General features: G+C 42.7%; 20 protein-coding genes and 1 tRNA gene. 5 read left to right on the top strand and 16 right to left on the bottom strand.

The annotated features are described in order from the left end of the window. Positions 1-11 precede the first annotated feature (11 nt). From argS to LROSL1_RS05380, 9 genes are all read right to left on the bottom strand, one after another. Complete coding sequence (argS, locus tag LROSL1_RS05420) at positions 12-1,703, bottom strand: arginine--tRNA ligase (RefSeq protein WP_017261664.1); 1,692 nt, start codon at positions 1,701-1,703, stop codon at positions 12-14. A 342-nt stretch (positions 1,704-2,045) separates the two neighbouring features. Continuing rightward, entirely contained in the window at positions 2,046-2,492 is a 447-nt protein-coding gene (locus LROSL1_RS05415; protein ID WP_225440557.1) for a GNAT family N-acetyltransferase, read from the bottom strand. Next, positions 2,473-3,015, bottom strand: a complete 543-nt coding sequence (locus LROSL1_RS05410; protein WP_178913980.1) for a P-loop NTPase family protein — start codon at positions 3,013-3,015, stop codon at positions 2,473-2,475. The genes LROSL1_RS05415 and LROSL1_RS05410 overlap by 20 nt, the downstream gene beginning before the upstream one ends. Then, positions 3,015-3,545, bottom strand: coding sequence for an isochorismatase family protein (locus LROSL1_RS05405; RefSeq protein ID WP_178913979.1), 531 nt, complete (start codon positions 3,543-3,545; stop codon positions 3,015-3,017). The genes LROSL1_RS05410 and LROSL1_RS05405 overlap by 1 nt, the downstream gene beginning before the upstream one ends. 325 nt (positions 3,546-3,870) lie before the next feature. Next, complete coding sequence (gene ltrA, locus LROSL1_RS05400) at positions 3,871-5,196, bottom strand: group II intron reverse transcriptase/maturase (RefSeq protein WP_178913978.1); 1,326 nt, start codon at positions 5,194-5,196, stop codon at positions 3,871-3,873. 1,129 nt (positions 5,197-6,325) lie between these two features. Then, positions 6,326-7,444, bottom strand: coding sequence for an IS110 family RNA-guided transposase (locus LROSL1_RS05395; RefSeq protein ID WP_178913808.1), 1,119 nt, complete (start codon positions 7,442-7,444; stop codon positions 6,326-6,328). A gap of 298 nt (positions 7,445-7,742) precedes the next feature. After that, positions 7,743-8,444, bottom strand: a complete 702-nt coding sequence (locus tag LROSL1_RS05390) for a VIT1/CCC1 transporter family protein (protein ID WP_017261660.1) — start codon at positions 8,442-8,444, stop codon at positions 7,743-7,745. Between the two features lie 52 nt (positions 8,445-8,496). Beyond that, positions 8,497-9,225 (bottom strand): VIT1/CCC1 transporter family protein, encoded by a 729-nt coding sequence (locus LROSL1_RS05385; RefSeq protein WP_178913977.1) that lies wholly within the window; start codon positions 9,223-9,225, stop codon positions 8,497-8,499. A 301-nt stretch (positions 9,226-9,526) separates the two neighbouring features. Then, positions 9,527-10,930 (bottom strand): NAD-dependent succinate-semialdehyde dehydrogenase, encoded by a 1,404-nt coding sequence (locus tag LROSL1_RS05380; RefSeq protein ID WP_178913976.1) that lies wholly within the window; start codon positions 10,928-10,930, stop codon positions 9,527-9,529. A 314-nt stretch (positions 10,931-11,244) separates the two neighbouring features. Here LROSL1_RS05380 and LROSL1_RS05375 point away from each other — a divergent pair, with 314 nt between their 5' ends. The 5 genes from LROSL1_RS05375 to LROSL1_RS05355 all read left to right on the top strand — a co-directional run bounded on the left by LROSL1_RS05375 (position 11,245) and on the right by LROSL1_RS05355 (position 16,088). Then, a complete protein-coding gene (locus LROSL1_RS05375) occupies positions 11,245-12,558 on the top strand; it encodes a Y-family DNA polymerase (protein ID WP_178913975.1) in 1,314 nt (437 codons plus the stop codon). Then, positions 12,551-12,871 carry an acetyl-CoA carboxylase gene (locus LROSL1_RS05370; RefSeq protein WP_178913974.1) on the top strand — a complete coding sequence of 107 codons (321 nt, stop codon included), beginning with the start codon at positions 12,551-12,553 and terminating at the stop codon, positions 12,869-12,871. Before LROSL1_RS05375 ends, LROSL1_RS05370 begins: the two co-directional genes overlap by 8 nt. Beyond that, positions 12,864-13,250, top strand: coding sequence for a hypothetical protein (locus tag LROSL1_RS05365; RefSeq protein ID WP_017261655.1), 387 nt, complete (start codon positions 12,864-12,866; stop codon positions 13,248-13,250). Before LROSL1_RS05370 ends, LROSL1_RS05365 begins: the two co-directional genes overlap by 8 nt. A gap of 457 nt (positions 13,251-13,707) precedes the next feature. Continuing rightward, a complete protein-coding gene (locus LROSL1_RS05360) occupies positions 13,708-15,096 on the top strand; it encodes an amino acid permease (protein ID WP_178913973.1) in 1,389 nt (462 codons plus the stop codon). A 272-nt stretch (positions 15,097-15,368) separates the two neighbouring features. Further along, positions 15,369-16,088, top strand: coding sequence for a hypothetical protein (locus tag LROSL1_RS05355; RefSeq protein WP_178913972.1), 720 nt, complete (start codon positions 15,369-15,371; stop codon positions 16,086-16,088). A gap of 112 nt (positions 16,089-16,200) precedes the next feature. Here LROSL1_RS05355 and LROSL1_RS05350 read toward each other — a convergent pair. The 7 genes from LROSL1_RS05350 to LROSL1_RS05320 form a co-directional block, all read right to left on the bottom strand. Next, a tRNA-Gly gene (locus tag LROSL1_RS05350) sits at positions 16,201-16,271 on the bottom strand. 364 nt (positions 16,272-16,635) lie between these two features. Further along, on the bottom strand, positions 16,636-17,109 hold the full coding sequence (locus LROSL1_RS05345; RefSeq protein WP_178913971.1) for an S-ribosylhomocysteine lyase: 474 nt from the start codon (positions 17,107-17,109) through the stop codon (positions 16,636-16,638). Positions 17,110-17,125: 16 nt separating this feature from the next. After that, positions 17,126-17,968 (bottom strand): MetQ/NlpA family ABC transporter substrate-binding protein, encoded by an 843-nt coding sequence (locus LROSL1_RS05340; RefSeq protein ID WP_404825828.1) that lies wholly within the window; start codon positions 17,966-17,968, stop codon positions 17,126-17,128. A gap of 62 nt (positions 17,969-18,030) precedes the next feature. After that, positions 18,031-19,191, bottom strand: a complete 1,161-nt coding sequence (locus tag LROSL1_RS05335) for a 5-methyltetrahydropteroyltriglutamate--homocysteine S-methyltransferase (protein WP_178913969.1) — start codon at positions 19,189-19,191, stop codon at positions 18,031-18,033. Between the two features lie 446 nt (positions 19,192-19,637). Further along, positions 19,638-20,810, bottom strand: a complete 1,173-nt coding sequence (locus LROSL1_RS05330; protein ID WP_178913968.1) for a MalY/PatB family protein — start codon at positions 20,808-20,810, stop codon at positions 19,638-19,640. After that, positions 20,807-21,658, bottom strand: a complete 852-nt coding sequence (locus tag LROSL1_RS05325; protein ID WP_178913967.1) for a DUF3737 family protein — start codon at positions 21,656-21,658, stop codon at positions 20,807-20,809. Before LROSL1_RS05325 ends, LROSL1_RS05330 begins: the two co-directional genes overlap by 4 nt. Positions 21,659-21,899: 241 nt before the next feature. After that, the gene (locus LROSL1_RS05320) at positions 21,900-22,169 is read right to left on the bottom strand and encodes a hypothetical protein (RefSeq protein WP_017261645.1); all 270 of its coding nucleotides are present in this window, start codon (positions 22,167-22,169) and stop codon (positions 21,900-21,902) included. Positions 22,170-22,271 lie beyond the last annotated feature (102 nt).

The following is a 22,271-nucleotide window of genomic DNA, read 5'->3' as shown; positions in this document are numbered from 1 at the left end:
TGACCACCGCCCTACATTTCGTCTGGTGATTCAACGCCAAGCAACCGTAAGCTTTCCTTCAACACGATGCTGACACTCTTAACAAGTGCTAGACGGGCATTTAAGCCATCATCTTCAACCAAGACTTTCGAGTTAGCGTAGTACTTGTTAAATTCACGCGCCAAATTGATCGCATATTTTGCCACAACAGATGGTTCGTACTCTGTAGCTGCCCGTTTGATAACATCACCAAACTCACTCAACGCTTTGATCGTGTTCCAAGCTGCTGGATCGTCAATACTAATGTCATCCAAATCAAACGTCGTCTTGTTGGCCTTCCGTAACATACTTTCAGCCCGCGCACGTGCATATTGAACATAGGGACCAGTGTCACCTTCAAAACGAACCACTTCTTCAAGATTAAAGTCGAAACTGTTCAGCCGTTCGTTCTTCAAATCATGGAAAATTACGGCACCCACACCAACTTCATGAGCAACCTCATTCTTGTTAGCTAATGATGGGTTCTTGGCTTCGATTTGCTTCATGGCCAAATCGATGGAATCTTTTAACACATCTTCCAGTAGGACAACCCGCCCAGAACGAGTGGATAATTTTTGACCATTCAAAGTAATGAGACCAAACGGAATGTGGTGAATCTGGTCGGCCCAGTCGAAGCCCATTTCCGTCAACACTGCCTTTAATTGTTTGAAATGGTTAATTTGTTCAGCGCCCACAACGTAAAGAGATTGGACAAACTTGTATTCACGTTTCCGATAAATGGCAGCAGCCAAATCACGTGTGATATACAACGTTGCACCATCTGATTTTTTAATTAGCGCTGGGTTTAAGTCGTACTTGTCAAGGTCAACAACTTCCGCACCCTTACTTTCATGCAAAAGATGCTTATCTTCAAGAATCTGAACAACTTCGTCCATCTTGTCGTTGTAGAAAGCTTCACCATTGTAAGAATCAAACTTCACGCCTAATTCATCATAAATCCGCATAAAGGATTTAAGTGATTCTGACCGGAACCACTTCCATAGGCGAGTTGCTTCTTCATCACCATCTTCAAGTTTTTTAAACCATTCACGGGCGTCTTCGTCCATTTCCGGATGTTCTTTTGCTTCCTTATGGAAACGAACGTAGTACTCAAGCAGCTTATTGATGGGATCTGCCTTCACTTCGGCTTCAGTTCCCCACATTTTATAAGCTTGCATTAACTTACCAAACTGTGTGCCCCAATCACCTAAATGGTTAATTTTAATTGGATGGTACCCAGTTTTGGATAAAATATTGGCAATTGCATTACCAATCACCGTGGACCGCAAGTGGCCCATCGACATTGGTTTAGCAATGTTCGGTGACGACATGTCGATGGGCACATTACCACCATTACCAAGGTTTTGAGCACCGTATTGATCCTTATCAGTTAAGATGGCAGCCAAGGTAGTTGCAGCAAAGTTGCCCTTCTTTAGGAAGAAGTTAACATAAGGGCCAACCGCCTGAACCTTTTCAAAGGTTGTTTGGTTAATTTTGTCTGCCAAATCAGCGGCAATTAAATTAGGTGCTTTATGGAGTGTCTTGGCTAATACAAACGTTGGAAACGCTAAGTCACCAAGGTCAGAAGTTTTCGGCTGTTCAATTTTGACAACGATATCCTCAACTGTTAATTGACCATCTAACGCTTCACTGATAGCTTGCGCAACTTGTTCGCGATTATTCATTAAATCTCCCTTTCATGGTTCAAATTCTAAATGTCGTGTTAAAAAACAAAAAAACGTCCCTTACATGTGTATGTAAGAGGCGATTTTCCGCGGTACCACTCTTTTTGATCAGGTAATTACCCAATCCACTCATTTAATATTTAACTTTAACCGTTTGACACGCTTCGTCTGCTCTCTTGATCGCCTTCCACCAACGCGACTCGCTTAACAATACCAATACAGACTACTTCTTCAAACGTGAACGCAAGCTATTATACCAACTACGGCCGTGAAACACAATATTATTTGCTTAAGCCAAACCGCGTTTTGCTGTTCCGCTGGCATAGCCAGTCTATCGGTCAATTAATTTACTAAAGTTTGTGACATTTCCTGATGCGCAATACCAAAATCATCAAACGGTTTACTCATAATTTCAAATCCCATTTGTTCATAAAAGGCAGATAAATAAACTTGTGCTTCAATATCAATAACCTTGGCCTCTGGCTGCTTTTTAATCCAGTCCATCGCTGTTTGCACCAATTCACGCGCTAAACCGTGACCACGAGCCGTCTTGGCAACCAGAACACGTCCAATATGCCAATGATCTGTGTGCGACTCATCACGGTAAATTCGGCAGTACGCTTGTACCTGCCCGTCTGCAGTTGTTGAATATACATGCTGGGCGGTCAAATCCACTGTGTCTACTTCGGGATAGGCACAAGCTTGTTCAACGACAAAGACATCTGTTCGTGCACGATAAATTTCAAATAATTCCCGTGTTGTTAACGCCTTAAATTCTTTTATCATCATGTTCCTGACCACCTTTTTCTGAAAAACGTAAAACTGCTTGTTGCACTTCCACAAAATTAGCACAAATTGTTGGCGTTTTTGCGGCCTGAGCAATGAGCAAACGAACCTTTTGTCGATCATTTTGGTTATATTGACGCTGCCACCGATGCATATCTTTTAATCCTTGCCAAGTCGGTTGATAGTCTGCGTGTTCTAAATGCAACAACTGCTTTACAAAACGTGAGTCAATCTGCCAACGAACTTTTTTGATACTCGGTTCGAGTAATATACATAAGTCTGCACACTCAAATATTGTCGTCTTGCCAATCCAACCTAGTTGAGCACCTTCAATGATAAAATTCTGTTGGCGACAGATTTCATTCACCATTGCAATGCGTTCTTCTTCTGGCCGTTTTTGAGCAACCAGTCCATGAACCCAGGTAATATCATCCAGTGACCACGCGGGCCACCCGGTCTGACTAGCCAATTTTCGAGCAATTGTTGATTTGCCACTCCCTACTGATCCACATAAATAGATTTTCATTAATGTACCGCATTTTCAGGCGTTGTTTCCGATTCAGCTGTCGGATTCGGCAACACGTGACCAAATGTTCCTTGCCAAATCTGTTCATGATGATTGATGATTTGAGCAGCCGTCAACCCATGACTGGCCATCGTCGAAGACAGTCCTTGCATGATTGACATGTCGAATCCTTGGTCATGACCAACTCTCATGGCAGTATCAACACAATATTCCGTTTGAAAACCGCAGATTTCAACAAATCGAACGGCACGATGGTGCAACAAGGATGCCAATCCTGTTTCATAAAAAGAATCTGAGTGGTACTTCAACATGACTCGATCCGTTTGTTGACGATGTAGTTGCGGTGCCAACATCCACGGGTCAGAACCATAAACAAATTCATCATCCGTATGTTGAATGAATAATAGCGGTTTATTTTCCGCACGATAGGCATCAATCCGATCATTAATTTGATCAATGACTTGCTCATAATTGGCTGCATTGACCATTCCCTTTTGAGCATCGATCACTAATAACGCATCTTGTAACATGCTGGGCCACTTCCTAACGTTAAATTTGTTAACTATATTACCACTAGTTTTACCGCAAAATAGTGAAAGTTTGAAGCGGCGTAAACAACTCACAGATGTGTAAAGCCATTAAACCGCTAGTAATTTTTTTGGAGACAACCTTCTGCCGTTACGCTGACCAGAAACGCCGTTCCAATCGAGTAGGAGGCGACCGATTAGTTCAGCCGCCGACCTCTCACACCACCGTACGTACGGATCCGTATACGGCGGTTCAGTAATTCAAGCACGTTGTATCTTTCTCAAAGCTTTACTTAGGTCCATAAAACCATCTGCTTCCAATTTAGCGTTATTCAGTGCCATTTGAACTGTTTTCAAATGAACAGCTCGCCATTGGTCCTTTTCGAGTACTGGCGACGCTAAGTGCCTTATACTCTGGAATTCCCAGTTGCTTAAGTTTGATGGCCTTTGTTTTGACTCGTTTCCATTGCTTCCAATAGTATTGTCGCATTCTTGCCCTCAACCAAGTATTTAAACGATTGATGAACGAATTCATTTGCGCAATGCCATAATAGTTCAACCAGCCAGTCATTTTCTGCCTAAGCTCGCTGTAAAGTCGGTCCTTAGATATACCGCGACTACGTCTCGTCAAAGTTTTCAATTCCTGTTTAATTCGCTTCCGTGTTTTACTACAGGGTACGGGACGGACCCCACCGGGGCCAGTTTGAAGAGAGAAACCTAGAAATTGCATCTCGGTTGCTCGTACGACGCGCGTCTTTTCCTGATTGACCGTCAACTTCAACGTTTTCTCAAGAAAATGCGTAATCGCCTTTAAGGTTCGTTCGCCGGCCCGTTGGCTTTTGACAAAGATATTGCAGTCATCCGCATATCGTACAAACTGATGTCCACGCCTCGTGAGCTCTTTATCCAATTCGTTGAGATAGATGTTACCTAAAAGTGGTGAGATTGGTCCGCCTTGCGGTGTTCCACTCTTGCTTGCTTCAAATTGATTGCCAATCATTGTTCCACTGGTTAAGAATCGACGAATCAGGGTTAGGACCCAATTTTCTGGGACTTCCCGTTCGATGAACTTAATCAACAGGTCATGGTCGACTGTATCAAAATAAGCCTTTAGGTCTAGGTCAATGACAAAATGAAAGCCTTGATTATACAAGTCTATGCACCGATAAATTGCGTCATGTGCACTACAATTAGGTCTAAAACCAAAACTATTATTCGAAAATAATGGTTCGAACTTCTTGGATAACACTTGGGCCGCGGCTTGCTGGACCATTCGGTCCACAACGGTCGGCACGCCAAGCTTTCGCGTCCCACCATTGGGTTTGGGAATAGTTACTCGTCGAACTGGTTGTGGTCGATACGACCCTTTGGTTAGACGAGTGTACAGCTTCTTACCGTGGTCATCTTCCCACAGATAGTCCTTCAACTCCTCGACGGTTAGACCATCGATTCCGGGTTTACCATGGTTAGTGATGACGCGGTTAGCCGCGTACCACAAGTTTCTTTTATCCAAGATTTGTGCTTTGAGATTGGTGCTATCTAGTTTTGAGCTATTGTCTACGACAACACTGCGCGTTCGGTCGTTGTCTGACTCCTTATTGGGGCCTACTTCACGAGCTGAACCGGTACTCTCCGTGGTCTGCGGTCTTCGCATTATCGCTTCCTCCAATCTCCTCCTAGATGATTACTGTTTGGTCCTTTGAAGCACAAACGTGCTTCTACTATGACCTCTGCTGACTTCTGCACTGTTCAACCAGACATCACTGCCAGGTTTGCTTCGCTTTTCCTTTGGGTATTCCCGAGCGAACCATACAATGCAGACCTCCCCGGGTAAGAACGATAGCTTTCGTGCCATGTAACTGTTGACTCTACCCACCTAGTATTATGCAGTAGTTTGGGACTTCGGTTTGCCCAGCAACCTTATCCAAACTAGGTTGGCCTTATAGCCACTTCTTGTTCATCAGTTCAGCACTTTGCTTTAGGCTTCCTTCAGATTCCATCTCGCGGTGGACACCCTTGCCATCGGCTCGTAGTTCTGACTACTACAGTCTACAACGGACTTTCACCGTCTAGTTATCGCCCATGCCGGGCGCACTGAGGACCAGTCTCAGCCTCCTGAGGCCCGGAGTCTTCTACCTTGATTATGAGCCGAAGTACACGTCTCATAAGTCATCCCGCAACACTAAGCGGCCAAATTTCTGCCGCCAAGTGTTACTGACACGGAACTCTGTTTCAAGTCGGCTCCACTCCTATAGTAAACGATTATAGTAAACGACTAAATTTGCTGATAGTTACTGTCAACTGACCGTTACAGGCAGCTTGCCACAATTTCAGTTGGGGGGCGGCAACATTGATATCAAACCGTGAAGGTAACGTTAATTCGAGTGGTTTGCTCGAATTTAGGTTACGGACGGTCGCAAAGACTGTTATGAAGTGACCCCCTGTCAAGAGCCGAACTCCAATTTTTTTCGATTCCATCATTGGCACTAACAAACTTCAGATGCCCCTGTCTCTCGACATTTAACCACTCTGTTATACGAGGATTGGCTACCTCAGGTTAATGGTCCTGTCGAAGGCGTTGTAATCTCGGTTCGTGGATCACAGATCGACGCTAATGTGTATGGCCATACACATTAACAACCTGTGCCATAAAGTCTTTATCGCAATTCGCCAGACCGTTATGCGTCTGAAGCTTGTTGCTACCAACATGGATTCGTCGTGGCTGGGTTCGGTTGTCCTAATACCTTGTTGTTAGTTTAATCCGCAATTCCTGTACCATCTGTTTAATCGGCAATGCGTCCGGTCTCCATACCCCAAATATAGCCAGCCAGTTTTCTTGCAACTGCCGTAACGGCCACGTTATATGGCTTCCCAGCTTCAATCATTCTGTGAAAAGTTCGCTGAAGATGAGCCGATGCCCGGTCCGCATAGCTAATGACGCTGGCATCTTGTCCTACTTGCCGGGCCTTTACTAGCCGCCCTTTATAGCCGACGCGTCCCTTTACCAGAGCTTGACTAGCCTCAACCAGCGTCGTCCGAACAACGGAGTTGCCTTGCTTGGTGATTGAACCCTTGTGCGTGTGTTCACCACTGGAATGTTCCGATGGATTTAGCCCGGCATACGACATAAACGCTGGTGCACTTGGAAACCGTTCAAAGTCCGAAATCTCAACTTGAATCGTCATGGCATTCATTGTTGAAAGGCCCTTCATGCAACACAGCCGGTTCACTGGTTGTTCGTAACGTTCCTGGTGCGAGAATTTTTCAATCAGCTGGTCGTAACGCGCGATTTTTTCAATCAGTTCCGCCAGCTGAATCAAATATTCATCTACTGCCAGTTGGAGCGTATCAGACAACTTCAAGGATTTGATCCACTCAATGTGGGCTTGTGTCCATTTGGTCTTGGTACCTTGGTACTGAAAGCCATGCCGCAAAATTAAGGCGCCAAGCTGTTGCTTAATGCGGGTTGCGGACTTCTTCTGCGTATTACGCATCCGCATAAATTCCTTGACGTCATCATCTTCTTCATCCGGAATGTGTACGGAGCGGTATGTGTTAGCGGCCAGATTACGGGCAATCATCTTCGCGTCCATCTTGTCATTTTTAATCCGCTTATTCTTACCGGAGCTGTACATTGTCGAAGGCGCCATAATCACGCAGTTAACGCCAAGTATCTGTAATGACTTGCTTAGTGAGAAGCCTAGAACACCGGCCTCATAACCAGTCAGAAATTCGGTTCTCGGTCCAAGTTCCTCCGATAAGCGATCAACAAACTTTTCCACTAGCTTAGGATCCGACGCACACTTAGTTTCCCGGATGATTTCACCAGTGTCTTTATCTAATGCACAGAGACTGAAGCTTGCTTTGTGGACATCCATACCTACGTAAACTACACTTGTCATTGTGGTGACCTCCTATTGTCTTATGGGTAGGGTTGTGTGTTCTTCTTCTAAAGACATTATCAACCTGAATCCCCGAGTCGACAATCTAGGGGGTCACTTCATATTATCTCGGCTCGGCTCCCCACGAGGCTTTGCGGCGAGGTGAGAGACGCTGGTTTCAGGCGGCTTGAACTGGTCCCACGGCGAGCGTATCAATGTTGCCAACCGTAGGCGTAAGTCACCTCTGTTCTAACTTTCAGTTTGCAATCACAAAAAAATCCCGAAAGCCATAACAGTTTTCGGGATCTAACTAATTCAATTAGAGCAGTAACCCAACACGGTAGTGAATAAACATCGTAATCAAACCGACAATCACGTTTCTAATAATCGCCGTTTTTGTCAAACCATCGCCTAGTTTGGCACTTAAATAACCAGTCAAAGCAACCGATAGTGTAACGGCCAAGATGGTCATTGGCCATTGGATGCTGACCGGTGAAAAAGTCATGGCAAATAATGGGAAAATTCCACCTGTCGATGCCGCAATCAATGAGGAAAAAGCGGCGTTCCATGGATTCATGTAATGCCCTAATTCAAGGTCATACTTAATACGTGCTAGCGTTCCCAGCGGATTCTTGGTCATCAGTTCGTCAGTGATTTCCTGCGCCGTTTGCTTGGTAACACCCCGGCTAACATAGTAATCACGGACAATCGCAGCTTCCTGATCAGGTTGCGTCTTTAGCAATTCACTTTCCTGTGCAACCGCAGCCCGCTCAGTATCTTTTTGTGAACTAACTGAGGCATATTCGCCAGATGCCATAGAAAAAGCACAAGCTAATAAATCGGACAATCCGGCAATAAAAATTGTAAATTGATTCGTCGTTGCGACGGCAACAGAAAATAACACCCCGACAACGGTTAGGATACCATCATTTGATCCCAAAACACCGGCACGCAACGTATTTAAACGCTCAGCCATGGTCATTTTAGTTCGTTTCTTTGGTTTAGTTGGACTTGCTTGCATGAAACACTACCCCTTTTCTCTATCCCTTCAAACGTCATTCTTCAACACATGACTAATGTGCAAATAACAATCCGATGGCATATGTGACTGCCATGGTTAATAAGCCTGAAATGACGTTTCTCATGGTTGCCTTACCGCGGTTGGCGTGTCCCAATGAAGCAGCGATGTAACCCGTAATTGATAATGCAATAATCACGGAAATTACGGTTGCCAACACCCGAATTCTTGCTGGAAAGAACGTAATGGCGACCAGCGGTAAAATTGATCCCGTCGGAAATGAAATCATAGACGCAATCGCTGCACCAATGGCACTAGTTTTGACCTTTGGATCAAACCCATAACGTTCACGGACGCCGGTATATAACGGATCGCCTGACATCATCTCATGAGCAGCGCGATTAGATAACTGTTCCGAAATACCCTGTGCCATATACTTATCTTTAATAAAATCAATTTCTGTATCCACGTGATTGTCAACTGCGCTTGTCTCACGTTGAATCGCACGCTTTTCAGAATCACGTTGCGTACTAACGGAGACCCATTCCCCCATTGCCATTGAGATTGTACCAGCAAGCATACCAGCAATCCCTGCTAGGAAAATTGCCCGAGGACTGTTGGTTGCACCAGCCACCCCAATAACGATACCGGCAACGGACAAAATACCATCGTTGGCACCCATGACGCTCGCCCGCATGATGTTTATCCGCTGGGCAAGCGATGCACCTTTTTTACTTTTTTGCGGTTGTGTCGTTTCCACGTGATTGCCCCTTTTCAATACCATAATCACCATTTATAATAAATGACGATTGATATGTTCTCTCTTTTTAGAATCATTCTAACATGCATTTATATATTAGCACACTGATTGGAATCTGCAAGTAATCAGTGTGTCTTTTTTCATCTTTTTTCAATCACCTTTAACAATAGGCTATTTTGACGTTTTTTCAACATCTTTCATATTTTTATATGGCTGCCCTAACTTTAAAGATTCATTTTCTTAATCCATGTAACCTAAAACAGGTTTGTTTGATTCAGGCAATCACCTGTTTCAAACGAACCTGTTTCATTAATCAATTTAATTTTTAGAATAAGGCACCGGCTAAATTATCCAGTTCAGGATGATCTTTAGCTACAATCAATTCTTCATTAACAAATGCTTCGAGTCCTAACGTACTCATTTCACGTCCATAACCTGACTTCTTTACACCACCAAACGGTAACTCAGGCAATGTGTACATGAACGTATTGACAAATTCCATTCCCGTTTCAACTTGGCTAGCCACCTTAGCGCCATGCTCTTTGCTGCCAGCAAACACAATACCGCCAAGTCCAAACTGTGAATCGTTAGCCAAATCAATTGCCTCTTGTTCAGTAGCCACTTTGTAAACTTGTGCTACTGGCCCAAACATTTCCGTAGAATAAGCTGGATTGTCTGGTTTAATATCTGTCAAGATCGTCGGTTCAAAGAATTGCCCAGGTAAATCGATTGGCTGATTACCTTGATACAAGTTTGCCCCATTCTCAATTGCTTCATCGACTTGCTGTTGCAATTTGTGTTTGGCCTTAGCAGATGACATTGGTGCCAATGTCGTGGCATCGTCAAGTGGATCACCAGGCTTTACACTGGCAAACTCCTGCCCCAATCGTTTCAAAAATTCGTCATACAAATTCTCTGCAACAATGAATCGCTTAGATGAGGTACAAACCTGCCCTGCATTGTACAAACGAACCTGGCGGGTAACTTTCATGACCTCGTCCAGGTTGGCATCTGGTAATACGATGAATGAATCCATCCCACCAAGTTCCATCGTCGATTTCTTCAAGTTTTCACCAGCCGCGGCTGCAACAGCGCGACCACCGCGTTCAGAACCAGTCAACGCAACACCTTGGACACGCGGATCTGCAATCACAGTGCCAACTTGATCGTAATTCAAGAATAGGTTGATTAGACTACCCTCAGGCGCTCCCGCTTCTTTAACGAGCTGTTCAAATGCCACTGCCGAACCGGGCGTGTTGGCGGCATGCTTTAAAATCATCGGGTTACCCACGATAAAGTTTGGCGCAAAGACACGCATAATTTGATAGTAAGGAAAGTTCCACGGTTCAACCATCAAGACAACTCCGGTCGCGTGTTTTTCTACCCATGCATCACCGACACCGGATTTAATTGGGGTTGGCTTGAGCATGTCAGCGCCATGATCAGCAAAGTAATCCGCGATAATCGCACATAACTCAACTTCACCCTTAGCTTCTTTTAAGAGCTTCCCCATATCAATAACCATTGTTTTAGCCAAACTGTCTTCGTGCTTACGCATTAAATCTGCAATCCGATGTAAGGTCTCTGCACGGGATTGAATATCGGTGTGTCGCCATTCATGATAAAGTTTATCGCCACTTGCCAACGCAGCTTCAATTTGATCACTGGTTGCATCAGGATATGTTTTAACAACTTCGTTTGTATACGGATTAACTGTTTGATACGCCATTGTGTTTACCTCCGAATGAATTGCTGATTATTCACTAACTTTGAATTCGCTTTCATTATAGTATTTAAAAGGCTTTTCAAACAATTAAGGACGATTGATTTTCACAAACATTTATTTTCACATTCCTCGTTATGAGCTTAATCGCCCTTAAAAATGGGATTGTCAGGGTCTAAACTGTAATGAGCTTAATTACAATTTAATAAGAGTGTGTCTTAGTACACAATCACGCTAAAAGAACATAAAGTTTCGCTTGACGTTGCGAACGTTTGTTTGTATTATTTATTCATAGCAAACGGATGTTCGAGGTGATCTTAATGCCCTATGATTACGATGCTTCAAAGGAACCACACGGCGTTTACTTTCTTATTGATAACAAGTCCTTCTATGCCAGTGTCGAGGCCGTCCAACGCGGCCTCAATCCTCTAAAAGAATTGCTTGTGGTTATGAGTGAACAAAAAAACACCAATGGTGGCCTCATCCTGGCAACTTCGCCTGATGCTAAGAAGAAGTACCATCTCACAGCTAACGTGTCTCGCCAGCGTGACTTGCCCCAGGACGAAAAACTCATTGTTGTGCCGCCACGAATGAATTTATACATTAAAAAGAATTTGCAAATTAACGATATTTTTCGCCGTTTTGTTGCAGATGAAGATTTATGGCCCTATTCAATTGATGAATCCATCTTAGACATGACTCATTCTTATAAATTATTTGGGCAACAACCACGAGAAGTGGCTAAGCTCATTCAGCACACAATTCGTAAAGAGTTAGGCCTGTATGTCACAATTGGTATCGGTGAAAATCCTGTGCAAGCTAAAATTGCTTTGGACGTATACGCTAAACACACGCACGATTTAATCGGTGAAATCCACTACGATACCGTTCCAAGTAAAATTTGGACGATTTCCCAACTAGATTCTGTCTGGAGTATCGGCCATCGAACAGCCGCTCATTTAGAGCGAATGGGAATTCACACGATGAACGATTTAGCCCACCATAATCCCTACGATTTAACTGCCGAGATGGGAATTATTGGTGCCCAATTATTTGCTTTGGCATGGGGCATTGATCGTAGCCAACTACGTAAACGTGTCAAAGTTCGTGAAGCTAGTCTAGGAAATTCACAAGTATTACCACGTGATTATAATGATCAATTTGAAATTGAAACAGTTATTAAAGAGATTGGCGAACAAGTTACGGCCCGTTTGCGCCATCATCACAAACTAGCTGGCTGTCTTTCCCTCTCCATTGGCTTTTCCTATGCTGCTAGCGAACAAGATGGCCGCGGCGGTTTCCATCAATCGATCCGCATTGATCCAACTGACAGCAACAAAATCATTGTGACTCAACTAACCAATATGTTTCGCAACCACTGGCAGGGTCAAACTATTCGTAACATTGCTGTTTATACATCACGGTTATCCCCTAATACTGGTCAGCAACTTGATTTATTCTCGAACCCTCAACGACAAATTAAGAACGCTCGCTTTGGGGCCATTGTTGACGCTATTCGTGACCGTTACGGTTTTCGTGCCATCGTCTTTGCTCGAAGTATTATTCACGGCGGCACAGCTATTAACCGTGCCTCACTGGTGGGAGGACATAACGGAGGAAATGCATATGAATAAAGATCTAGATTTAATTTGCCAACGCATCGATGAACTATTTCTACGGCAGTACAATACCCGCTATTGGCTGCAGATTGTCGATGATCCCTATGACAAAACGTATAATTTTTTCTTTGACAGTCTAAAAAAAGCTCATCGAGAGAAATCTGTCCCCTTACATACCGTAACCATTTATGATCTAACGTATCTTGAGGAACTTGTTGACGATATTCAAAAACACACCCAATTGAGTATTCAGTTTGAAGGCTTTACTGGTCAGCATTGGCCAAGATCACAACGGATCATCCAAAGAAAGAAGCATTGGGATGAGTGATGAAAAGTATCCTGATTACGATCCTAAAATTGTGCAAGACTTTTTCGATAACCATTATGTCGATCGTGGCATGCTCAAGTGGCAAGGTTATTATTTATCAGATCATACTAGCGCTTTAAACAAAGAAGCAGAAGAAAAGCAGCGTCACTTTGAACCCAAGGCACTGCAATCCATGGCCGAAATAAGTCAGCGACTGGCCACAGCATACGCCAATATTTATCGTGTCAGCATCCAATGTTACGCCCACAATAGTGAGGGTAAACTCTCTGCTGACATCATCGGTCATGTGAAAGGCTACGATGATGTCAGTGTGTATATTGAAGAGAATGGTTTTCTGCGTCTTGACGATATTCGCCATGTCACAGTGTTAAAACCATAATTATCATTTTTATTCGCTGACATCATTAAAATATTGTTTTATTAAAGAAAAGACTGTTGGCACATTGGGTAACAAGTTTGGGAGTAGTCATCTTATAATTTTCGTTTGACATGTTTCTCATTGTCGTTTAATATGTTTTTAACTTAATTTTTCTGCTGAACTGATGTGGTGGATGCGTTAATTAGTGATCTAAAGAGAGCACCAACGGCTGGAACGGTGTGTTGACTGATTAACTAAAGACCCCATTAGAGCGTATTTTTTATGAGAAATACCGGTGTTACCCGTTATCGTAAACTGCATATTCGTGTGCAGTAAGGAGCAGCAAACAAATTGCCTGTTGCTCGAACAAAGGTGGTACCACGTGCAAACGTCCTTTGAATCCATGCTGATTCAAAGGACGTTTTTATTTCTCATTTTTAAAATCAAAACAGTCAGATATAGAGAAAAGGAGTTTGCAATGACAAACGAAACCAAAAACAACAACAACGCGCATCTCCAACGATCATTAACAAGCCGCCATATTACAATGCTGGCATTAGGTGGTGCTATCGGTGCTGGTCTGTTTAAAGGCAGTGCCAACGCCGTCCATACTGCCGGTCCTTCGGTTATTTTATGTTACCTGCTTGGTGGTTTAATTCTGCTATTTATCATGCAAGGCATGGCCGAAATGGCCGCAAATAATCCATCCGCCACCGGCTTTTCAGGCCTGCTACAACCAATTCTTGGTCCCTTTGCAGCTTATCTAGTGGACTGGGCCTACTTTACGATGTGGTTTGTGGATTTAACAGCTGAAGCCGTGGCCGCGGCCAGTTTTATTCAAATCTGGTTCCCGACCGTTCCTACCTGGCTAATTGTTTTGGTCATTGCAGTCGTCATTTCCGGCATTAATCTACTTTCAGTCCGCTGGTTTGCCGAAACGGAATACTGGCTAGCCATTATGAAAATTGCTGTTATTATCTTCTTCATCTTCGCCGGTATCTTCCTAATCGCCCGAAACATGATGACCACCAATCATGCGTTTGTTAATTTAACCGTTCACGGTGGCTTCTTCCCTCATGGTGCATTCGGCTTCCTAAGCGCTATGTTGATAGTAATTTATTCATTTGCCGGCTCAGAATTAATCGGAATTACATTAGGCGAAGTGAAGGATCCACAAAAAGTCATCCCGCACGCAGTTCACGGCATCATGTTCCGGATTATTTCATTCTATCTAATTCCTTTTTTCATCATCGTCACCCTATTTCCATGGGATCAATTAACGGATAAAGTCAGTCCGTTCGTCTCAGTGTTCCGGTTATTAAACATTCCGTTTGCCTCCGACATCGTTAACTTCGTGATTATTCTAGCGTTGATTTCCTCCATCAATTCTGGTATTTACTCAGCATCACGACTCTTATTCGTTCAAAACCAACGCAACAAACGCCAAACGAAGGTTACAACTGCCTTAACCCGGTTGAATAAACATTTTGTCCCTTACATGGCCGTCCTCATGTGTTCACTATCTTTATTTGCCGGTGTACTGCTTACCTACTTTATTGGTAATACATTATTTGATTATTTAGTCGGCTCAATTAGTTATACAATTTTAGTAATATGGATTCTACTTTGTCTGGGTCATATCCGCAGTCGTCGCTATAAGTTTGATGACACTACTTACCACGTCAACTTGTACCCATGGACATCGTACTTTTCTTTGATTGCATTAGTACTCGTTTTCTTTGGTATTCTTTTCTCCACTAATATCATTGTCACAGTGCTGACCATAGCGATATACGTTGGTATCTGCGCTTACTATTATTTTACGCAGCGTGAATCGTTGTATGAAAAATCAAAAATAAATAAGTAACCCTTTCACTGACCCTGTCTGCATTTAAATCACATTGCAGACGGGGATTTTTTAATAATTCAATTATTTTCTTAGATTATCATTTTAGTAAAAAGTAAATTTCGAAAAGCTGTTGTTTAACCTATTAATAATTGTCATTGACGTACGGTGCAAGTTTTCATATCATTTCAATCATCTCCTATCTTTTCTCATAATAGTTTTCAATGCATCATATAAACTCAAGTCCAAATACTGACGACATAAAAAGCTGAATTTTATTGGAGTCTACAATAATGAACGACGCATTTGCCTTTCTCCTGTTGCTCTCTGTCATTTTCCTTTTTATCGCAATAATCCTTTGGGTCATTTTATGGTTCAAAAAGAAGTCGTTAAAGCTAATTGAACTCATCACAATATTGTTAGCCCTATTTGTAATAATATTTTTTAATGCATCGGGACTTAGTTCATCCCCGTCCAAGACGAGTTTCTCACAAGAAGATAACTGGTCGAATTCTAAAGATGAAGCACAAACTGATGATGACTCCGAAGATGATGCAGAAAGCTCGACCAATTCTTCAAGTAACGAAAACCACGAATCAAATCAGAACGATCCCCACTCTGTCACAAACGGTTCATCATCCGAAAACAACTCAAACAAAGGTTCTAACAACAAAATTTATGGTCAACTAACTGCTAAAGGTGAAAACTTATCAGATGGAGCATATAAGGACAACAATTTAAACTACGTAACTTATGGTGTTAACAGTGATATGTCAATCAATGTAGTAAAAGAAGATTTTTCTGATCTACCCCTGGATCCCAAATTAGACGCTCATGCCATTAATGAACATGTTCACGACTTTATGGAGGACGACGCTTCAAAGGCTTCTACAATTTCCGACGAAGATTCAAGCTATTATTCAGAAATAATTGATAAAAGCTATCAGGTACATTTTGAAAAAAATGACAAAGGTGAAATAATAAACATCAAAATCTTCAAACAAGACGCTTAATTCTACCTAAATTAAGCAATTGGTCCCAATAAATCAACCAAATACCATAATGGTTTTAAAAAAATTATACAAAAAAAGCGCTTATCACTAAGCACTTTTTAAAAACCTTTTAAGCGGGTGACGAGAATCGAACTCGCGACACAAGCTTGGGAAGCTTGAATTTTACCACTAAACTACACCCGCATTGAACCAACTGTTATAGTGTAGCATAGCGCCCTCAATCTGTCATTACTGATTTGGACGTTTGGACTAAAAAATGGGGAACCAATATCACAAAAAATCGCCGAAAACTTTTATCAAGTTTCGACGATTTTTCAAATGTTTTCACTCAATCTGAGCTGGAGGGCGTCAAAGATGAATGTAAGTCGTGAACGTGTTGTTAATCAGGCGTTTTTTGCCGATTTACAACACAGGACGGTTGACAAGACTCGGCATTCCACGAGGCTTGTCAACGAGGTGAAAGACTTCGAACTTCAGAAGGCTTGAACCGGTCCCACGGCGGCATTCATCTTTGGCAACCGCAAGCGTCAGTCAGGACAGACAACATTTAGATCACGTGACGTTCAAATGGTTCGTCGCTGATGCCTTGATCTAAAATAGTCTTGCACCATTCCTTGGCTGAGAACAAAGAGTGGTCACGGTAGTTCCCACAACTGTACTTGTCAGTGCCTTGAACGTCCTTCCATTCAATCGTGTCGCGAATTTCTTCCAATGAGCTCTTCAATGCCTTGGCAACTTCTGTTGTAGAGTGTTCACCCCACATAATTAAATGGAAACCAGTCCGGCAACCGAATGGTGAACAGTTGATAACGCCGTCCATGCGGTCACGTAACAAACCAGCTAATAAATGTTCAATGGTATGTAAGCCGGCAGTTGGGATCGCATTAGTGTTAGGTTGTACCAAACGTAAGTCATAGTTGGAAATGGCATCCCCTTTAGGTCCATTTTCAACTGTAATCAAACGAACATATGGTGCCTTAACCTTCGTGTGATCTAATGTAAAACTTTCTACTTTTGCCATAATCTACTCGACTCCCTTATTTTTTTAGTGCACTAATCGGTTTAATAACTTCAACCTTCGTGCCATGGAATTCATTCTTAATATAACGCTGAATGCCCTTATTACGATAGAGCTTAATCAACTTTTTAACGGATTTATTATTCCGGTACTTATCACCTGCTGCCAAAATGTTAACATCTTGGTTCGTTTCACGGCTGACCTTTTCATGTACCAACGAGTCCTTAAGAACGTTCAAACCGCCATCTTGTGCGACTGTATTGGACATTAAGACAGCGTCAACATCTGATAAAACTCGTGGTCCAGTCGAACCATCAATTTGTCGAAACTTTAATTGACGTGGATTACTCTTAATGCCACTCACATTACCAAGCGCATTGAAATTAGCTTTCAACGTAATTAATCCAGCCGTTTTTAACAGCTTCAGGCCACGAGTTAAATTAGCTGGATCCTCTGGAATGCCAATGGTTGCACCTTTTGGTAACTGTTTTAAATGCTTAATCTTCTTCGAATACAATCCCATTGGCTCTAGATAGGTCGTACCAACTGCCGTTAACTTTTTCGTCGGATTTTCCTTGTTATAAGCCTGCATATAGCTAAATGACTGAAATGCATTGACCGGAATCGTCCCATCGCCAGTAGCCTGATTTAACTGAACACTGTCCGTTACTTCTTTAACGTGAATTGTGAGATGCGCTTGTTTAGCCGCTGATGATTTAGCAATGTGCCGCCAAATTTGAGCATCTGTTCCCTGTGTCCCAACGGTCACACTGCTTGCACTAGCGCTGGTCGATGTTCCTAATCCTAATACCAATCCTGCCGCAATGGCGACAGCCACTAGAATTTTTTTAGAATGTTTGATATAGATTACCCTCATTCATAACTATTTTGATAAATCCGTTTAAAACTCACAAGTTGTCTGGCCTACTTTTCATCGACGCCCCAAACTTCTTTGGCAATCGATTTGGCTAACGCAATTTTAGCCCACTGATCATCTGACGTTAAAATGTTGCCCTCTTCTGTTGAAGCAAAACCACATTGGGTACTCAAACATAAACGATCTAACGGGACAAACTTTGCGGCTTCATGAATGCGGTCAATAACCGTTTGACGATTCTCGAGCTTGCCATCTTTCGATGTTAATAATCCCAGCACAACCAATTTGTCATCGCTAACCTTTGCCAATGGATCAAAACTGCCTGAACGGTCTGAATCATATTCCAAATAATAGGCATTAACATGTTCCTGATTAAACAATGGATCTGCAACTTTGTCATAACCACCAGCGGCAGCCCAGGTTGAGTGATAGTTACCACGGCAAATGTGGGTATTAACAGTTAAGTCTGCAGGCAATCCGTCAATCACGGAATTATTAATGTTTAAATATAATTGTTTTAGTTCGTCATCAGTTGTTGGTTCGCCACCTGCAAGACCATTAATAAAGTCCTTTGGCAGTGTTGCCACCAACATTCCCCAAGTACAGTCATCCAACTGGATGGTGCGTGCACCAGCGTCATACAAATCAGTAATAACTTGTTTATAAGCCTTAGTAATATCAGCGAATAATGCCTCATCAGTTGGGTATATCTTCCGGACCTCGGGCAAATTAGTTGGACTCAATAATTCAACCAACAATTGCGCTGGTGCCGGCAAAGTTTGTTTGACCTGAACGCCCTTGCTGACATGAGCTTGCGTAAATTTAAAATGATCCACAAACGGATGGTTGTGACCATCAATTTTATCGGTTACCGTAACGGTTGCTTTACGCGTTTCTTCACCGTGGAAGAAATAACCATGTTCAGGGACTTTATACGAGATGCTTTGAAAGCCCCAGAAAAAGTCGAGGTGCCACCAGCTCCGACGGAATTCACCATCTGTGACCGCCTTGAGGCCAGCAGCTTCCTCCTGTTTGATTAATTTAATGATTTCGGTGTCTTCAACTGCCGTCAATGCAGCACGATCAATTTTTCCTGCAGCAAATTGTGCCCGCGCTTGCTTCAAGGTTTCTGGTCGTAAGAAACTGCCGACAATATCATACCGAAATGGTGACTTGGTCCGTTTAGAAAAGGAAATTGCTTCACTCATATTCAAAAGCCTCCTGAAAGATGTTGTCGCTATATGCGGCATTTTTAACTAAAAAACATTGATAAACAAAAAAATCCGTCCCTAACTGTCACTTCTGACAATCAGGGACGGATTTAACCGTGTTACCACCCTTATTTACATCATTTTCACAAATGATGCCTCGACGGTACCTGTTGATACCCGGCAAGTTAACGGTTGCAACCGTTCGGTCGGCGTGAACTGACTGAATCGCTCAGAGCTCATCTTCATCACTGTGTCGTTGTCCCTTTCTCACCAACCGGGTTCTCTTTATCAACTGTCGAGCGATTACTCTTCTCTTCAACGCTTAATGTTTATCTAATGTTTTCTTAACGTTGAATTCAAGATACAGCGAAATAAATTTAGTGTCAACCACTTTTTTAAGAAACACTCAGATAATCGCCACTCTCTAATGGCAACACGTTTATTTATTTTTGAGCTGAAAAAGCTTTAATACCGTGCTTCAGACGTTCTAAACCATCTTGTAGTTCAGCGTCAGGGCAAGCCACATTCATCCGGACAAATAAATTACCATTGCCACCATATTCCACACCATCAGACAAAAATAATCCCGTTTCTTGGCGAATAAAGTGACAAAGTGCCACAGAATCATCGGTAACGGCGGACACGTCTAACCACATGAGGTAAGTCGCTGCACCACTGGCAACCGTTACCTCTGACAGCTCATGATTCAAAAAGGTCGTCACTGACCGTTTGTTTGCGGCTAATTGCTTTAACAGTTCGTTCAACCATGGTTCACCCTTGGTAAAGGCCGCCACCGCAGCATCGATTGCAAAAATATTGGGTTCAGCAATCTCATCGTTATTAATTCCTCGATCAATCCGTTCACGAATGGCCGGATTAGGGATAATCATGCTCGATGTTTGAATGCCTGCCAAATTAAATGTCTTTGTCGGTGATACGCAGGTAATACTATTGTTGGCCAGGTCGCTACTGATCGATGCAAACGGTGTGTACTGAACGGTTGGATCCGTGACAATATCACAATGAATTTCATCCGACAATACTAGCACATGGTGTTTCAAGCACAATTCACCAATCTGCTGCAAAGTTTCCCGCGACCACACTTTACCAACGGGGTTTGCTGGATTACACAGAATCATCATCGTCGTTAATGGATCCGCCAATTTGGCTTCCAGATCGTCGAAATCAATATGGTACTGACCGTTTTCATAGACCAAATCACTGGAAATCTGACGCCGTCCATTATTGATAATTGAATTATAGAAAATATTATAAACGGGTGCCTGGACTAAAACCTGTTCACCGGGATTTGTCATCCGCCGAACAGTCGATGAAATGGCTGGCACAACTCCGCTACAGAATAAGATCCAATCCGTTTGCACAGCAAAGCCGTGACGCTTACGCCACCAGTCTGCCACTGCCTGATAGTAGTTGTCTGGAATGATGGAATAACCAAAAATCCCCTTGGCAACTTTATCAGCTAATGTTGTCTTGATTTCTGGTGCCGTTTGAAAATCCATGTCAGCTACCCACATTGGTAATTCGTTGTCGGCCACATCCCATTTCACTGAATTCGTGTGACGTCGATTAGGAACCGTTGTAAAGTCGTATGTCATTTCACTGTCACCCCAGTTTCTGTAATTGTTGTCTTGCTAGGATCGATTTGGTCCTCCTGCAAAATAATCTCACCAATAGTTGGTGCTGTAATTTCACCGCTAACAGGATTTTTGACACTGTCAATTTTAGTCGTGATATCAGCGTGAACGGATGAATATTCGAACGCCAAGTTGGTTTTGATCAGTGAACAGTTCTTCATGACCAAGTTATCCATGTAACAAAGACCCTGCTCACTTTCGATCCGACAATTAATAAACGTAATGTTTTTTGAATTCCAACCTAGATATTCACCAATGATGGTGGAATCATAAACGGTCACGTTTTCACAGTTCCAAAAGGCGTCCTTTGATAGCATCGTGGCGTTGTGAATTTCAATATTCCGTCCACCGTCAAACGAATAATTACCGGACAATTGAAAATCATGGGCAACGATGTTTTGACTGTTCATGCCAAAATAATCGCCCTTAGCGGATACATGGTCCAAAGTGATGTCGTCACAGCTCCACAATGTTTCCTGAGCAATTGGCATCTGCACATTGGTCAGGTGAATGCCACTGGCACGACGAAATGTTTTCGGTGCCTCAATCAAACACTGTTTCATATCAATGTTATGCGTGTACCAAATGCCTGAACGTGCCGTTTCCAGCAGTGTCGTGTTAATTGCACTGACATCCGCACAGTACCAAAGTGGATATTTCCATTCAAACGTATCATGTTCTAGCGTCAGGTGGTGCCCCTCTTTAAGTGGCGACTCTCCATCCGCAAAAGTCGTGTTGGTAATATTTAAATTAGCGGCATTGAATAATGGCCGTTCACCAACGTATTCTTGTTGATCAATATTTTTCAAAAAAGATTCGCTTCTTTCATGTTCAAGTTCTTAAAACTTCGGTTAGCTGACTGATGATAGCTAACTGTTACTACTTTACCCCCTTCGAGCAACTGTAAGGCAAACTTTTTCAAAAAAGAATTTTCTGCTTCAAAATAAACTTCCATATTTGATACCGGCCATAAAAAAAGATTCCTGCGGGTTGTACACCACAGGAATCACTTTGAATTATCTGCTAACAGAACTCACGAACTAGCAGTTATTATTTTTTCTCATCTTCCGCATCATCGGCATTTTCCTCATCGGGATCCGGTTCTGGCACTGGTGCAGCTTTAATGACCTTAATATCACCGTTCTTAACGACGGCACGACGGTTCATTTCACTCACAGTCATGCTGTCAGCGTCATTGTAATCATCAATCAATACAAGTGCCGAATTTTCATAAACTTTTTCTAATTCGCCACCGAAATTGTGTTCAAACGGTCCAAACTTTTTCGCAGTGACAACATCACCAACATGTAATTCAGCCATTAATTTCACCTCAATTCCCGTCCTCTTCGGCAAGAAGATAAACGGGTTATTCTGGTCTTATGCCCAACGCATACGAGTTTGTATATTATCAAAAAAACAACT

Origin of the sequence: Furfurilactobacillus rossiae (assembly GCF_013394005.1) — a bacterium.
In the GTDB taxonomy this organism is placed as follows: domain Bacteria; phylum Bacillota; class Bacilli; order Lactobacillales; family Lactobacillaceae; genus Furfurilactobacillus; species Furfurilactobacillus rossiae.
This window is presented reverse-complemented; position numbering and strand designations above follow the sequence as displayed.

Coding starts and splice junctions, on each gene's coding strand:
- LROSL1_RS05345 (WP_178913971.1), bottom strand. CDS start 17,109: ATGGCAAAAGTAGAAAGTTTTACATTAGATCACACGAAGGTTAAGGCA.
- LROSL1_RS05385 (WP_178913977.1), bottom strand. CDS start 9,225: ATGGTATTGAAAAGGGGCAATCACGTGGAAACGACACAACCGCAAAAA.
- LROSL1_RS05335 (WP_178913969.1), bottom strand. CDS start 19,191: ATGAGTGAAGCAATTTCCTTTTCTAAACGGACCAAGTCACCATTTCGG.
- LROSL1_RS05375 (WP_178913975.1), top strand. CDS start 11,245: ATGCCCTATGATTACGATGCTTCAAAGGAACCACACGGCGTTTACTTT.
- LROSL1_RS05370 (WP_178913974.1), top strand. CDS start 12,551: ATGAATAAAGATCTAGATTTAATTTGCCAACGCATCGATGAACTATTT.
- ltrA (WP_178913978.1), bottom strand. CDS start 5,196: ATGCGAAGACCGCAGACCACGGAGAGTACCGGTTCAGCTCGTGAAGTA.
- LROSL1_RS05355 (WP_178913972.1), top strand. CDS start 15,369: ATGAACGACGCATTTGCCTTTCTCCTGTTGCTCTCTGTCATTTTCCTT.
- LROSL1_RS05360 (WP_178913973.1), top strand. CDS start 13,708: ATGACAAACGAAACCAAAAACAACAACAACGCGCATCTCCAACGATCA.
- LROSL1_RS05380 (WP_178913976.1), bottom strand. CDS start 10,930: ATGGCGTATCAAACAGTTAATCCGTATACAAACGAAGTTGTTAAAACA.
- argS (WP_017261664.1), bottom strand. CDS start 1,703: ATGAATAATCGCGAACAAGTTGCGCAAGCTATCAGTGAAGCGTTAGAT.
- LROSL1_RS05365 (WP_017261655.1), top strand. CDS start 12,864: ATGAGTGATGAAAAGTATCCTGATTACGATCCTAAAATTGTGCAAGAC.
- LROSL1_RS05405 (WP_178913979.1), bottom strand. CDS start 3,545: ATGTTACAAGATGCGTTATTAGTGATCGATGCTCAAAAGGGAATGGTC.
- LROSL1_RS05395 (WP_178913808.1), bottom strand. CDS start 7,444: ATGACAAGTGTAGTTTACGTAGGTATGGATGTCCACAAAGCAAGCTTC.
- LROSL1_RS05320 (WP_017261645.1), bottom strand. CDS start 22,169: ATGGCTGAATTACATGTTGGTGATGTTGTCACTGCGAAAAAGTTTGGA.
- LROSL1_RS05390 (WP_017261660.1), bottom strand. CDS start 8,444: ATGCAAGCAAGTCCAACTAAACCAAAGAAACGAACTAAAATGACCATG.
- LROSL1_RS05410 (WP_178913980.1), bottom strand. CDS start 3,015: ATGAAAATCTATTTATGTGGATCAGTAGGGAGTGGCAAATCAACAATT.
- LROSL1_RS05330 (WP_178913968.1), bottom strand. CDS start 20,810: ATGACATACGACTTTACAACGGTTCCTAATCGACGTCACACGAATTCA.
- LROSL1_RS05415 (WP_225440557.1), bottom strand. CDS start 2,492: ATGATGATAAAAGAATTTAAGGCGTTAACAACACGGGAATTATTTGAA.